We start from the raw sequence: 13604 nt of genomic DNA on the forward strand, positions 1-13604 counted from the left end.
TTTTGACGCAATTCCGGACGGAAAACCGCTTCACACTTTTCCTGAAATTGCTCTAGGCCGAGCGAAGCGCCGCCGCCGGTTCGAGCATCAGGATGCTGCCGCCGCGCGGTTTGACCGGGGTGTCGGTCTCAACTGGCGGTGCAGTGACGCCGGTCAGTTCGCTGAACGCCTCGATCGGGCTCGGCCGGCCAATATAATAGCCCTGGCCAATCTCGCAGGCCTCGGCGTCGAGGAATTTCAACTCGCCCAGTGTCTCGACGCCCTCGGCCAGAACCGGCAGGCCGAGACCACGGCCAAGGCCGAGCACCGCGCGCACGATGGCCGCCACCTGGCCGTTGCTGTCGACCGATTTGATGAACGAGCCGTCGATCTTGATCTTGTCGAAGGGGAAGGCGCGAAGGTTGGACAGCGAGGAGTAGCCGGTGCCGAAATCGTCCATCGCCACATGCACGCCCAGCGCCTTGACCTGCCGCAAGGTGGCGAGCGCGCGCGGCATGTCCTTGACCAGCGCTGTTTCGGTGATCTCGAGTTCGAGCCTGCCGGGTGACAGGCCGGAGCGGAGCAGGACTTCATGCACATTGCGGCTGAAATTGGGGTTGTGGAGCTGCACCGCCGAAACATTGACCGCGACGGTCAAAGGGTTCTTCCAGCGCGCAGCCTCGGCGCAGGCGGTCGCCAGCACCCATTCGCCGATCTGGATGATGACGCCGCTGTCTTCGGCCACCGGGATGAAGGTCGCCGGCGACACGTCGCCGCGCTGCGGATGGCGCCAGCGGATGAGCGCTTCGAACCCGAGCATCCGCCCGCTGCTGATCTCCTTCTGCGGCTGGTAGACGAGGCGAAACTCATTGCGCGCTATGGCCTGGCGCAGTTCGTGCTCCATCACGCGCCGGTCGCGCGCCTCGGCGCCCATCGAGGCCTCGAAGAAACGGTAGGTGTCCTTGCCTTCGGCCTTGGCGCGATAGAGCGCGGTGTCGGCATGGCTGACCAGGGTTGTCGGCTCGTCGGCGTCGAGCGGATAAAGCGCAATACCGATGCTGGCCGACACCAGGCCGCCACCGACCGACTGCCGGTTTTCTTCGCGCATCGCCGCCAACACCTGCTCGGCAATTCGGCCGGCCGCCTGCGGATCGGGAAGGTTAGGGACAATGATGGCGAACTCGTCGCCGCCGAGACGCGCCAGCATCTGCCCCTGGCGGAGCACGCCGGAGGCGCATAGCGCCACCTTCTGCAGCATGGCATCGCCGGCACCGTGCCCGAACAGGTCGTTCACCTCCTTGAAGCGGTCGAGGTCGAGCAACAGCAGTGCTAGATGCTCGCGCTTGCCGCTGCGGCCCATTGCGGAAATTTCGGCCTCGAGCCGGCCGGAGAAACTGCGGCGGTTGGGCAACCCGGTCAGCGGGTCGAAATGGGCGAGGCGCAGGATCTCCTGCTCGGCCTTTTTGCGTTCGCGGATGTCGCGCACGGCGACGACATTGTGCGGCTTGCCGCAATAGTCGATGCTCCTGGCGATCAGTTCGACGGGGATGGCGGTGCCGTCATGGGCTCTGAGCTCTGCCTCCAATGCCTGTCCTGTGCAGTCGGATATGCCCGCCGCGATGCGTTCGCCGAAGAGGTCGCCGAGCAGCATCGCGTTCAATACTTCCGGCGCCATGCCCGTCAGCGCGGCGATGCTGTCATTGGCGCTGACGATGCGGGCACCGTCGCAGACGATCAGGCCCTCGACGGCGGCGTTGGCGAGGCCGTGCATGCGCTCGGCCTCGAGCTTGTGACGACGGAAGCGCAGGTCGATCCACAGCGCCGCTGCCGAAAGCACCAGGATCGCCAGGCTGACCGCAGCGGCGGCGAAGGCCTGCGACACCGGTTCGACCGTGAACTGCGATATCTCGATTGAGGAGTCCGGGAAGATCGACACCGCGCCCATGGCGATGAAGTGCAGGGTGCAGATCGCCAGCGTCAGCAGGATGGCGGCGCCGATGGTCGCCTGCATCGACGGGCGCCGCAGCACGACCAGCAGCGCCAGCGCGGCGAGGGTGATACCTGCCAGCAGCGAGACGGCGACCAGCAGCGGGTTCCAGACGATGCGCCCTTCGACCTCGAAAGCGGCCATGCCGATATAATGCATGGCGGCGATGCCGGCACCGAGGATCGCGCCGCCGACCAGGGCGTAGTCGATGCTCCGGCGCAAGGTGGCAATCCACATGCCGGCGGCGGTCAGGGCAACGGAAGCGGCAAGCGAAAGGGCCGACAGTTCGGCATTGTAGGCGTTTGGTATTCCCGGAGAGAAGGCAAGCATAGCGATGAAATGCGTCGCCCAGATGCCGAAGCCGGTGGAAGTGGCTGATATCATCAGCCAGGTATAGCGGTTGCGCTCGCTTGAGCGGTCGACATGGCGAAGCAGATTGACCGCCGAGAAGGAAGAAATACCGCAAATAAGGGCTGCCAGTGCGACCAGTCTCAGATCGTGCTCGTGCACGATGCAATTATAGACCGTCAGCATCTCGCCCCACCTGCTCTCCCCGGCAATCAAGCCATCGACTTGATTAGTACGGGGCGCTTGAAGAATCAGTTATGCGCACCACAACTACAGCGGGTTTTTCGGGTTGTACCTTGCGGCGATCTTCTTCACTCCAGGCTCTCGCCGGCCTTCTCGCGCGACGCCGTGCCGCCGACCTCGATCTGGCCGAGCGCGGGAATGGCGGCTGCATGACGCAGATGGGTGGCGCTGTCGAGCGGGCCTTCGCGCATCGCCTGGCGGTCGGCGACGGGCACATGCGTCAATTGCCGGACCAGCATTCGTCTCTCCACTCCAGGCCTGTCATCTGGCCCGTCATCCGGCAAGACACATTAGCCGGATAATCATTCTTTCGGCCGGGCCTTTTCGCCGTTCCGAAGCGCCCTAGCTACCTAGAGCGCCGATGTGACGGTTTCATGCCGGCGTGGCCGTCGAGGAGGAGAGACGGGCTGTCCACAGGCCCGAAAGGGCACAACAGAACTGTCACATACCTTCTCTATGAGAGCGGCAAGGGACTTGCGCAAAGCCTGATGTCATCAGCCACTCAAGAGGGATAAAATCCATGTCGATCTTCAAGCAGGGCCTTGCGGCCCTTGCCGCCGGGGCCTTCAGCATTGCGCTGGCGCAGCCGGCTGCCGCGGAGCCGGTCAAATTCGATTTCTGGTTCGGCCTGTCGGGCGATCTCGCCCGCGTCGTCGATACGCTGTGCAAGAACTTCAACGCTTCGCAAGCCGACTATGAAGTCGTCTGCACCAGCCAGGGCAATTATGACGCCACGCTGCAGAACACCATCGCCGCCTTCCGCGCCGGCAAACAGCCCGCCATCGTCCAGGTCTATGACGTCGGCACCGCCACCATGATGCTGTCGGGCGCGTACAAGCCCGCCGACAAGCTGATGGAAGAAAACGGCTACAAGATCGACTACGCCGACTATTTCCCCGGCATCGCCCGCTACTATGCGACGTCGAAGGGCGAGATGCTCTCGTTCCCGTTCAATTCGTCCACGCCGCTGATGTACTGGAACAAGGACGCTTTCGCCAAGATCGGCAAGACCGAAGCGCCCAAGACCTGGGAAGATGTCGCCGCCGATCTCCAGGCCCTGAAGGCCGCCGGCTATGAGTGCCCGATGGCGATCAACATCTCGGCCAATGAAAGCTGGCAGCTGATGGAGCAGTTCTCGGCGCTGCACAACCAGCCGATCGCCACCAAGAACAATGGCTATGACGGTCTCGACGCCCGTCTGGAAGTCAACAAGACCAAGTTCGTCCAGTACGTCACCGATCTGAAGAAGTGGTATGACGCCGGCCTGGTCAAGATCAAGTCCAAGGACCTCGGTCAGGATATGGTGCAGTCCTTCGCCACCGGCACCTGCCAGGTCATCCTGACCTCGGTCGGTGACCACGGCACCGTTGGCCGCACGCAGAAGGAAGGCATGAACTGGGATGTCGCCGAGCTGCCGGTCTATGCCGGCACCGAGCGCAAGAACTCGCTCGTCGGCGGCGCTTCGCTGTGGGTGCTCTCCGGCAAGTCGGATGCGGAATACAAGGGCGCAGCCGCGTTCCTGAACTTCATCCACGACCCCAAGACCGCTTTGTTCTGGTCGACCAACACCGGCTACATCCCGGTGACCAAGTCGGGCTTCGACTACCTGAAGTCCCAGGGCTTCTACGACAAGGCGCCCTACAAGGGCCGTGAAGTCGCGATCGCCAGCCTGACCGCGTCCGAGCCGAGCGAAATCACCCGCGGCATCCGCCTGGGCAATTTCACCCAGATCCGCGCCGAGTTCGGCACCCAGATGCAGGCGATCTTCGCCAACAAGGTCAGCGTCCAGGAAGGCCTCGACACGCTGGTCAAGAATGGCGACGCCATTCTCGAGCGCTTCCAGCAGACCTATCCGGGCAAGACCCTGCCCTAACCCCGGATACCGGTATGGCCGCCCGCCAAGAATCGACGGGCGGCCATTTCGTATCTAGTCTCACCCAGGAAAACGGGCCGGCGGTTCAACGGCATCGGCGGATCGATGGAAAAGCGCGTTACCTTCAGCAGGTGGACTATCGGCATTCTCTTCGCGGTGCCGCAGCTCTTGTTGATCTTCACCTTCTTCTACTGGCCTGCCGGCCAGGCCGTGTATTGGTCGCTGACGCTGCAGCAGCCCTGGGGCGGCGGTAACATTTGGGTCGGGCTCGACAATTTTCGCTCGATCCTGTCCAACGCAGACTACTGGAATTCGATCAGCGCCAGCCTCATCTTCGCCGGCATCAGCACCGGCCTGGCGATGTTCATCGCGCTTGTGCTTGCCGCGCTCACCGATCGCCAGCTTGCCGGCTCGCGCCTTTACCGTGTGGTGCTGATCTGGCCCTACGGCATCGCCGCGCCCGCGCTGGCGCTGGCGTTCCGCTTCATCCTGGCGCCGGAAGCCGGCTTCATGGCCGTCGTTAACCAGATGTGGCCCGGCTTCTGGGATCCCGGCCTTGACGGCGCTGATGCCATGGCTTCGATCATCGTCGCCTTTTCGTGGAAATATGTCGGCTACAACTTCATCTTCTTCCTGGCCGCGTTCCAGGCCATTCCGCGTTCGCTGATCGAAGCGGCGGCGATGGACGGCTCCGGCGTCATCAGGCGCTTCTGGGATATCCAGTTCCCGCTGATCACGCCGACGATCTTCTTCCTGCTCGTCATCAACATCACCGAGAGCTTCCAGGATTCCTTCGGCATCGTCGACATCATGACCTCTGGTGGGCCGGCGAACGCCACCAATCTGATGGTCTACAAGATCTATTCCGACGGCTTCAAAGGGCTGGACTATTCCGGTGCCGCCGCACAGAGCATCATCCTGATGCTGCTCATCGTCGTGCTGACCATCTTCCAGTTCCGCTTCATCGAGCGGCGCGTGCACTACAGGTGAGATGGCCATGGTAGAGCGCACCCCGTTCCTGAATTTCTTCACGCATGTGATCCTGTTCGTCGGCTTCGTATTTTGCATCGCGCCGTTCGTCATCGTGGCCATCGCCGCGTCGCACAACATCAAGGACGTCAACGACGTGCCGATGTCGCTGCTGCCGGGCAGCGACTTCTGGGTCAACATCAAGACGGCGTGGGTAACGGCCGACCTCGGGCCGAAGCTCTTCAACAGCTTCGTCATGGCGACCGGCGTCGCCGCCGGCAAAGTCATCATCTCGGCCCTCACCGCCTTCTCTCTCGTCTATTTCCGCTATCCCGGACGCACCTTCATCTTCTGGCTGATCTTCATCACGCTGATGCTGCCGCTGGAAGTGCGAATAGTGCCGACCTATGCGGTCGTCGCCAATGTGCTCGAACCCTACCAGACGATCATGGATCTGACCGGTCTATCCTGGCTGATCGAGAAGGTTTCGGGCGTGCATGTGGCGCTCAATCTGGGGATGCTCAATTCCTATCCCGGCCTGATCCTGCCGCTGATCGCGACAGCCACCGGCACCTTCCTCTACCGGCAGTTCTTCCTGACCGTTCCCGACGAGCTGACCGAGGCCGCACGCATGGACGGCGCCGGTCCGCTGCGCTTCTTCATCGATATTCTGTTGCCGCTGTCGCGAAACAATATGGCCGCGCTCGGCACCATCATGTTCCTGTGGGCGTGGAACCAGTATCTGTGGCCGCTGCTCATCACCACCGACCAGTCGCACGCGACAGCGGTGACCGAACTCAAGCAGCTCATCCCCAATGTCGGCGGCGCCCCTGAATGGCACATCGCCATGGCCGGCACGCTGATCATCATGCTGCCGCCGCTGGTCGTCGTGGTGCTCATGCAACGCTGGTTCGTGCGCGGCCTGATCGCCACCGAGAAATAAGGAGCAAGCAATGGCTTCCATCACCATCCGCGGCGTCAAGAAAAATTACGCCAAGACGCAGGTCGTGCACGGTGTCGACCTCGACTTCGCGTCCGGCGAGTTCGTCGTCATTCTCGGGCCATCCGGCTGCGGCAAGTCCACGCTGCTGCGCATGATCGCCGGCCTGGAAGACATTTCCGGCGGCACGATCGCTATCGACGGCACCGTGGTCAACAAGCTCGAGCCGCGCGAGCGCGGCTGCGCCATGGTGTTCCAGAACTACGCGCTCTATCCGCATATGAGTGTTTCGCAGAACATCGGCTATTCGCTGAAAGTATCGGGCGTTCCCGCCGCCGAGCGCACACAGCGCATCCAGGCAGTTGCGCGCACGCTGGAGCTCGAGCATCTGCTCGACCGCAAGCCGATGGCGCTGTCCGGCGGCCAGCGCCAGCGCGTCGCCATGGGCCGCGCCATGATCCGCGAGCCGAAGGTGTTTCTGTTCGACGAGCCGCTGTCCAACCTGGACGCCAAGCTGCGCGTGCAGATGCGCTCGGAAATACGCAAGCTGCACCGCCGGCTCGCCGCCACCTCGGTGTTCGTCACCCACGACCAGGTCGAGGCGATGACGCTGGCCGACCGGCTGGTGGTGATGAATGGCGGCCGCGTCGAACAGGTCGGCACGCCGGCCGAAGTCTACAGCCGCCCGGCGAGCCGCTTCGTCGCCACCTTCGTCGGCGCGCCGGCGATGAACATACTTGAGGGCACCGTGACGCTCGACGGCCTGTCGCTGCTTGGCGACAGCCGCAAGCTCAACGTTTCACGCGCCGGCCTGCCGGTCGGCAGCAAGGTCGCGGTCGGCATCCGGCCGGAGTCCGTACGGCTGGTCGCGGCCGGCACGCCGGGCGCTCTCGAAGCGACCGTCGATCTGGTCGAGGAACTCGGCGCCGGACGCGTTGTCTATGTCGATCTCGACGGCGCGTCGTTCTCGGTGGTGACGTCGGAGACGGTCCACCCGGTGCCGGGCAGCACAGTCGGCCTGCAGTTCTCGGAAGCCGACCTGCATTTCTTCTCGTCGGAGACCGGCAGCCGCCTCGACGTGTTCAAGGCTTCGGTGCCGGAACCGGCGCTCTGATTTTCAGAACCATCGGCTAGCAAGTTGCCGTCCGCTTCGGATGGACGGAAAGCAGTTCCCAAGGAAATGTCGCATGAAAATCATCCAGGTCACCGATGTCCATCTGGGCCGGCGCGGCGAGATCCGCTTTGGCGTCGATCTGCATGAGCGGCTCGACCGCTGCATCGACCACATCAATGCCCGGCATGGCGATGCCGCGCTTTGCGTCTTCAGCGGCGACCTGACCGAGACCGGAGCGCCGGAAAGCTATGCCGATCTCAAAGAGGCATTGAGCCGGCTTTCGCTGCCATATCGGCTGCTGCCGGGCAATCACGACCGGCGCACCAATCTCATTTCGGCCTTCCCTGAAAATCCGACCGACGAAAGCGGCTTCGTGCAGTCGGTCTTCGATACGCCGGAGGCATCGCTGCTGCTCCTCGACAGCCTGGCCGAAGGCCGCGTCACCGGCGAACTCTGCGACAAGCGGCTCGCCTGGCTCGACGCGCGGCTTACTGAGGCGGCGGGACGGCAGGCCTACATCTTCCTGCATCATCCGCCGGTCGAGCTCGGTCTGCCGCTGCTCGACCCGCTCGGCCTGGAACAGAAGCAGCGCTTCCTCGAAGTGCTGACGCGCCATGGCAATGTCGGCCATATCTTCTTCGGCCATGTCCATCGCGACATTGCCGGCACGGTCGCCGGAATTCCGTTCACCGCGCAGCGCGGCCTGCATGCCCGCTTCATGCTCGACCTCGTCGGCGATGAGGTTGTCGAGCAGGCGCCGCCGACCTACGGCATCGTTCTCATCGACGCTGCCGCCCGACGCGTGGTCGTGCACAACAACGACTTCCTTGAGACTTGGCCGCTCTGGTCACCGGCGACGGGTCAGAGAGTCCGATAGGAAAAATTTTGCTTGCCGCAATTCTCTCAGGAAAACCGCTGCACACTTTTCCTGGAATTGCTCTGGTCAGGCGAAGACATGCGCCTTGCCTGAGACGGTCAGCCGTACGATCTCGCCGACCGCCGGCGCATCGATGCCCGGCTTGCGCAGCATCAGCGGCGTGTTGCCGATGGCCGCGGCGTCGGGCGGATCGGGGTTGTTCAACAGCCGCACCGCAATGGTGCACATCGAGCCGGCGAACTCCGATTCCGTCACCTCGGCGAAGATCGTGCCCGGTGGACCCGACATGCCTTCGCGCGCGGTGCGGTTCACCTGCACCTGCTCCGGCCGCAGCATGATGCGGGCTATATCGCGGCGCTCCTTCGAGTCGACGGCAATGCGGCCAAGCGAGGAGGTGGCGAAGCCGCCTGAAATCTTTGCCGGCAGGATGATGGCGTCGCCGAGGAACTCGGCGACCATGCGGTCCTTCGGCTGCAGATAAAGCTCGCGCGGCGTGCCGACCTGCGAGAACTGGCCTTCGCGCATGACCGCGACCTGGCTGGCGAAGGACAGAGCCTCGGCCTGGTCGTGGGTGACCAGGATGGTGGTGATCCCGGCGGCTTCGAGCAATTCGGCGACCGCCTTGCGCATCGAGGCGCGCAGGCCGGTGTCGAGCGCCGAGAACGGCTCGTCGAGCAGCATCAGCCTGGGTTTCATCGCCATGGCGCGGGCCAGCGCCACGCGCTGCTGCTGGCCGCCGGAGAGCTGGTGTGGGCGGCGTTTGAGGATCGCCTTGTCGAGCCCGACCGTATAGGCGAGCTCGGCGATGCGCTCAGTGCGCTGGTCCTCGCCGCGGGCCATGCCGAAGCCGATATTGTCGCCGATGCTGAGATGCGGGAACAGCGCGCCGTCCTGCGCCACCAGGCCGATGCCGCGGCGATGCGCCGGCACCGCATGGCCGCCATTGGCAAGCACCTCGCCGTCGAGCACGACGCGCCCCTGGTCGGGCGCCTCGAAGCCGGCGATCAGCCGCAGCAAGGTGGTCTTGCCGCAGCCGGACGGGCCGACGATCGCGGTGCGGCTGCCGCTGGCGACGCTGAGGTCGACGCCGGCAAGGGCGGCGACCGGGCCGTAATGCTTGGTGAGGCCGCTGATTTCGAGAAAGCTCATCGTCCGGCCATCCGTTTCGACTGGACATAGAGCAGCCAGGTCAGCGGCAGCGACATCGCCACCATGATGAAGGCGTAAGGCGCTGCAGAGGCATAGTCGATCTCGCCGCTGTAGGACCAGAACGCCATGGCCAGCGTGCGCGTGCCGTTGGGCGCCAGCATCTGGGTGGCGGTCAGTTCGTTCATGATGCCGAGCGCGACCAGCGCCATGCCAGCGGCGGCGCCAGGCGCCGACAGGCGGATCGTCGTCGACCACAGCGCTTTCAGCGGCGGCCGGCCAAGGCTGGCGGCGGCGCGTTCGAGCTCGACCGGCGCCTGCGCGATCGACGCCCTCAGGCTGATCAAGGCGCGTGGCAGGAACATCAGCGCATAGGCGACGAGGATGGTGAACAGCGTCTGGTAGAGCGGCATGGCGATGCGCACGGTGATGGTGACCAGCGCCAGCGCAATGACGACGCCGGGCAGCGAGCCGACGATGTAGTTGCAGCCCTCGAGCAGCCGCTGCAGCGGCCCCGGCGCGCGGATCGAGATCCAGGCCATCGGCATGGCGGCCACGGTCGCAAGCAGGGCGCCGGCGAGCGCCAGGAACAGCGTCTGGCCAAGCGCGAGGCCGATCTCGTCGAAACGCCAGACATCGGCGCCGCCGGCGACCAGCCAGCGGCCGATGGTGACGAAGGGCACGCCGATGGCGAGCAGCGTGGTGATGACAGGCAGAGCAAGGCAAGGCAGCGTGGCGCGCCCGAGCCTCGAGCGCTGCCGGTGGCGCGCCGCACCTGAGCCGACGCGGGCATAGCGCTCTTCGCCACGTACCAGCACCTCCAGAGCAAGCAGCACGAAGCAGCAGGTCACCAGGACGCCGGCCAGCATGTTGGCGGCGGGGCCGTTGAAGGTCGACTGGAACTGGTCGACGATCGCGGTGGTGAAAGTGTCGAAGCGGATGAAGACATAGAGGCCGTATTCGGCAAGCAGATGCAGACCGACCAGCAGCGCGCCGCCGCAAATGGCGAGTCTCAGCTGCGGCAGCACGACACGTGCGAACACGCGCCACGGTCCGAGGCCGAGCGCTGCGGCAGCATCTTCCAAAGCGGGATCGAGCCGGCGCAGCGACGCCGCGATCGGCAGATAGAGGAAGGGGAAATAGGCAAGCACCGACACCAGCACGCCGGCCCACAGGCCGTGCAGTCCCGGCACCAGGGTAATCCAGGCATAGGAATGGACGAAGGCGGGGATGGCGAGCGGCGCCACCGACAGCCAGGCCCAGAGGCGAGCGCCGGGCAGGTCGCTGCGCTCTGTCAGCCAGGCCAGCGCCATCGACAGCACGATGGCGATGGGGACGGCGAGCGCCACCAGAAGCACGGTGTTGACCAGGAGTTCGCCGACGCGCGGCCGGAAAACCAGGGCCGAGACGGTATCCCAGCCGGTCTGCACCGCGATCCAGATGATGAAGGCAAGCGGCAGCAACGACAGCAGCGAGACGATGATGGCGGCAAGCGCGATCCAGGACATGGGCTGCCGGCGGGACCGCCCGGCTGCCTGGCCTGAACGTGCGAGATCGACCGCAGACTGCATCAGCTCGGCCGCGCCACTGCCGCCGGGGCGGGGGCGCCGCGAGTGCGGCCGGAAACGCAATGTGTCGTCATGGACGGTGCGATCTCGAAAACAGAGCGCTCCTGCGGAAAACCTCGCAGGAGCGCAAACGTTGCCCTTTTAGGACGAACCCGGACTAAAGCAAGCCGGCTGCCGTCATCAGGTCGGTCACCTTCTTGGAGTTCAGGGTCGCCGGATCGACCTTCGGCGCCTGAAGATCGACCAACGGCACCAGCTTCGGGTTGGACTCAGCGCCCTTGCCGACCGCGTATTCGAAGGACGTGCCGGTCTTCAGCACCTCCTGGCCGCCCTTGCCGGTTACCCATTTCAGGAACGCCTGGGCTTCCTTCGGATGCTTGCTCGAGGCCAGCACGCCGCCGCCTGAAATCGAGACGAAAGCGCCGGGATCCTGGTTCTTGAAGTAGTGCAGTTCGACGTTTTTGCTGTTTTCGCCGGTCTTGGCCTGATCGCCGAAATAGTAATAGTGGTAGATGACGCCGCCTTCGATCTCGCCGGCATTGACCGCCTTCATCACCGTGCCGTTGCCCTTGTAGGCGGTGAAATTCTCCTTCATGGCCTTCAGCCAGTCGGCGGTGGCGGCTTCGCCCTTGAGCTCAAGCAGCGCGCTGACGATGGCCTGGAAATCGGCGCCGGAGGGCGAGGCGGCCCAGCGGCCTTTCCAGGCGGGATCGGCGAGATCGAGCATCGATTTGGGCAACTGGTCGGCGGTGAGCTTGGTCTTGTTGTAGGCAAAGACGGTGCTGCGCGCCGCGACACCCACCCATTTGCCGCTGCTCGGCTGGAATTCGGCCGGAACCTGGGCCAGCGTATCGGCGTCGACCGGCGCGAAAAGGCCCGCAGCCTCGACCAGGGTCATGGCCGGGGAGTTTTCTGTCAGGAACACGTCGGCCGGCGAAGAAGCACCCTCGGCGACGATCTGGTTGGAGAAATCGCTGTCGCCGCCATTGCGCAGCGTGACCTTAATGCCGGTTTCCTTGGTGAAACCTTCGACCCATTCCTTGGCCAGGCTCTCATGCTGGGCGTTGTAGACGATGATGCCGGCATCCTTGGCCATTGCGGGACCGGCGATCATGCCGATTGCCAGCGCGGTGGCGCCGACCAGGGTGGAAAGGGTGTATTTCATGGCGTCATCCTCAATCTCGGCGGTTCTGGTTTTGCACGGCCGCACCTACCTATACCTGAATACCATAGTCAACATTGGTGGACTGCTTCAATCCGTCGCCGGGCCGCAAACTTTCGTGATTTTGCGGCACTTTGGCTTGGACATTATTTCGTTGGCCACGTAACAAATCAGCGCCGAAGCGCGAAGATCGGGGAGTGAACTCTTGTGAGCGGCAAGGATGAGGCCGAGCTTTCCCGGCTGATGCGGGCCGCGATTGCGGGAGATGAAAGGGCTTACGCCGACTTTCTGCACCGGATCGCCGCGCTGGTTCGCGGCTTCGTCAGGCGCAAGATCGTACAGGGCGGGGTCGACCCCGAGGATGTCGTGCAGGAAACCTTGCTGGCCATTCATGTGAAACGGCATACCTGGCGCCAGGATGCGCCGGTGTTGCCGTGGATCTATGCGATTGCCCGCTTCAAGCTGATCGATGCGTTCCGGCGGCGCGGCCGGCGGATCGAGATCGAGATCGACGAGATCGCCGAGACTTTTGCCGAGCCGGAAACCGAGACCGTCAGCGAACGCGACATCAACCGGGCGCTGGACGGCCTGCCGCCGGCGCAGCGTTCCGTGGTCTCGGCCATCTCTGTCGACGGCCGCTCGATCGGCGAGACGGCGGCCAAGCTCGGCGTCAGCGAGACGGCGGTCAGGGTATCGCTGCATCGCGGGCTTGCCGCGATCGCCAAACGGTTCGGGCGGCAGTGACATGAGAACCGAAGATCTCATCAAGGCACTCGACGCTGATATCAGCAGCAAGGCGATGCCGCTGCGCTCGGCCTGGTGGATGGCTGCGGCAGCCGCGGTGGTGATCGCAGCGGTGGTGTTCTTTCTCACCATCGGCCCACGCCCCGACATCATGATCGCCATGCACACGATGCGGTTCCTGGCGAAATTCGTCTTCACCCTCGTGCTTGCCATCACCGCCTTTGGCCTGATCCGGGCGCTGTCGACGCCGGGCGCTTCGACGGCGAGAGCCGCAGCCTGGATGCTTGCGGCGCCGCTGCTGGTGGCCGTGGCCGTGGCGCTCGAACTGTTCATGGTGCCGGAGCCGATGTGGAGCACGCGCATGGTCGGCTCCAACATGATGATCTGCATGGGCTTCATCCCGCTGATCGGCATCGGGCCGCTTGCCGTCTTTCTGTGGATGCTGCGCTATGGCGCGCCGACGCGGCCGGTGCTTGCCGGCGCGGTCGCAGGCCTGCTGGCCGGCGGCCTGGCGGCGACCTTCTACGCCGCGCACTGCTTCGACGATTCGCCGCTGTTCGTCGCCACCTGGTATACGCTCGCGATCGCCGTCCTTGCCGGGCTCGGCGCGCTCGGCGGGCGGTTCTTCGTGCGCTGGTAACCGGCCCGCCTGAG

General features: G+C 64.3%; 12 protein-coding genes. 7 read left to right on the forward strand and 5 right to left on the reverse strand.

The window, feature by feature from the left end:
* Nucleotides 1–52: 52 nt before the first annotated feature.
* Nucleotides 53–2500, reverse strand: coding sequence for a bifunctional diguanylate cyclase/phosphodiesterase (locus AC1DYJ_RS08520; protein WP_477283453.1), 2448 nt, complete (start codon nt 2498–2500; stop codon nt 53–55).
* Nucleotides 2501–2625: 125 nt separating this feature from the next.
* Nucleotides 2626–2796, reverse strand: a complete 171-nt coding sequence (locus tag AC1DYJ_RS08525) for a hypothetical protein (protein ID WP_477283451.1) — start codon at nt 2794–2796, stop codon at nt 2626–2628.
* Nucleotides 2797–3077: 281 nt separating this feature from the next.
* Between AC1DYJ_RS08525 and AC1DYJ_RS08530 the strand changes: the two genes are divergently transcribed.
* The 5 genes from AC1DYJ_RS08530 (at nt 3078) to AC1DYJ_RS08550 (ending at nt 8330) form a co-directional block, all read left to right on the forward strand.
* Nucleotides 3078–4430 (forward strand): extracellular solute-binding protein, encoded by a 1353-nt coding sequence (locus tag AC1DYJ_RS08530; protein ID WP_477283449.1) that lies wholly within the window; start codon nt 3078–3080, stop codon nt 4428–4430.
* Between the two features lie 105 nt (nt 4431–4535).
* On the forward strand, nt 4536–5420 hold the full coding sequence (locus AC1DYJ_RS08535) for a carbohydrate ABC transporter permease (protein WP_477426025.1): 885 nt from the start codon (nt 4536–4538) through the stop codon (nt 5418–5420).
* Between the two features lie 7 nt (nt 5421–5427).
* Complete coding sequence (locus tag AC1DYJ_RS08540; RefSeq protein WP_477283445.1) at nt 5428–6342, forward strand: ABC transporter permease subunit; 915 nt, start codon at nt 5428–5430, stop codon at nt 6340–6342.
* 10 nt (nt 6343–6352) lie between these two features.
* A complete protein-coding gene (ugpC, locus tag AC1DYJ_RS08545) occupies nt 6353–7453 on the forward strand; it encodes a sn-glycerol-3-phosphate ABC transporter ATP-binding protein UgpC (protein WP_477283443.1) in 1101 nt (366 codons plus the stop codon).
* Nucleotides 7454–7526: 73 nt separating this feature from the next.
* Nucleotides 7527–8330, forward strand: a complete 804-nt coding sequence (locus tag AC1DYJ_RS08550; RefSeq protein ID WP_477283441.1) for a phosphodiesterase — start codon at nt 7527–7529, stop codon at nt 8328–8330.
* A gap of 66 nt (nt 8331–8396) precedes the next feature.
* On the opposite strand, the gene AC1DYJ_RS08555 is transcribed toward AC1DYJ_RS08550, so the two are convergent.
* The 3 genes from AC1DYJ_RS08555 to AC1DYJ_RS08565 all read right to left on the reverse strand — a co-directional run bounded on the left by AC1DYJ_RS08555 (nt 8397) and on the right by AC1DYJ_RS08565 (nt 12209).
* Nucleotides 8397–9479 (reverse strand): ABC transporter ATP-binding protein, encoded by a 1083-nt coding sequence (locus AC1DYJ_RS08555; protein ID WP_477283439.1) that lies wholly within the window; start codon nt 9477–9479, stop codon nt 8397–8399.
* Nucleotides 9476–11047, reverse strand: coding sequence for an ABC transporter permease (locus AC1DYJ_RS08560; RefSeq protein WP_477283437.1), 1572 nt, complete (start codon nt 11045–11047; stop codon nt 9476–9478). The genes AC1DYJ_RS08555 and AC1DYJ_RS08560 overlap by 4 nt, the downstream gene beginning before the upstream one ends.
* Before the next feature lie 154 nt (nt 11048–11201).
* Entirely contained in the window at nt 11202–12209 is a 1008-nt protein-coding gene (locus AC1DYJ_RS08565) for an iron ABC transporter substrate-binding protein (protein ID WP_477283435.1), read from the reverse strand.
* A gap of 204 nt (nt 12210–12413) precedes the next feature.
* Between AC1DYJ_RS08565 and AC1DYJ_RS08570 the strand changes: the two genes are divergently transcribed.
* Nucleotides 12414–12950 carry a sigma-70 family RNA polymerase sigma factor gene (locus tag AC1DYJ_RS08570; RefSeq protein ID WP_112562252.1) on the forward strand — a complete coding sequence of 179 codons (537 nt, stop codon included), beginning with the start codon at nt 12414–12416 and terminating at the stop codon, nt 12948–12950.
* 1 nt (nt 12951) lies between these two features.
* A complete protein-coding gene (locus AC1DYJ_RS08575; RefSeq protein ID WP_477283433.1) occupies nt 12952–13590 on the forward strand; it encodes an NrsF family protein in 639 nt (212 codons plus the stop codon).
* Nucleotides 13591–13604 lie beyond the last annotated feature (14 nt).

The sequence above is a fragment of the Mesorhizobium sp. P2_B11 genome, from assembly GCF_056404855.1.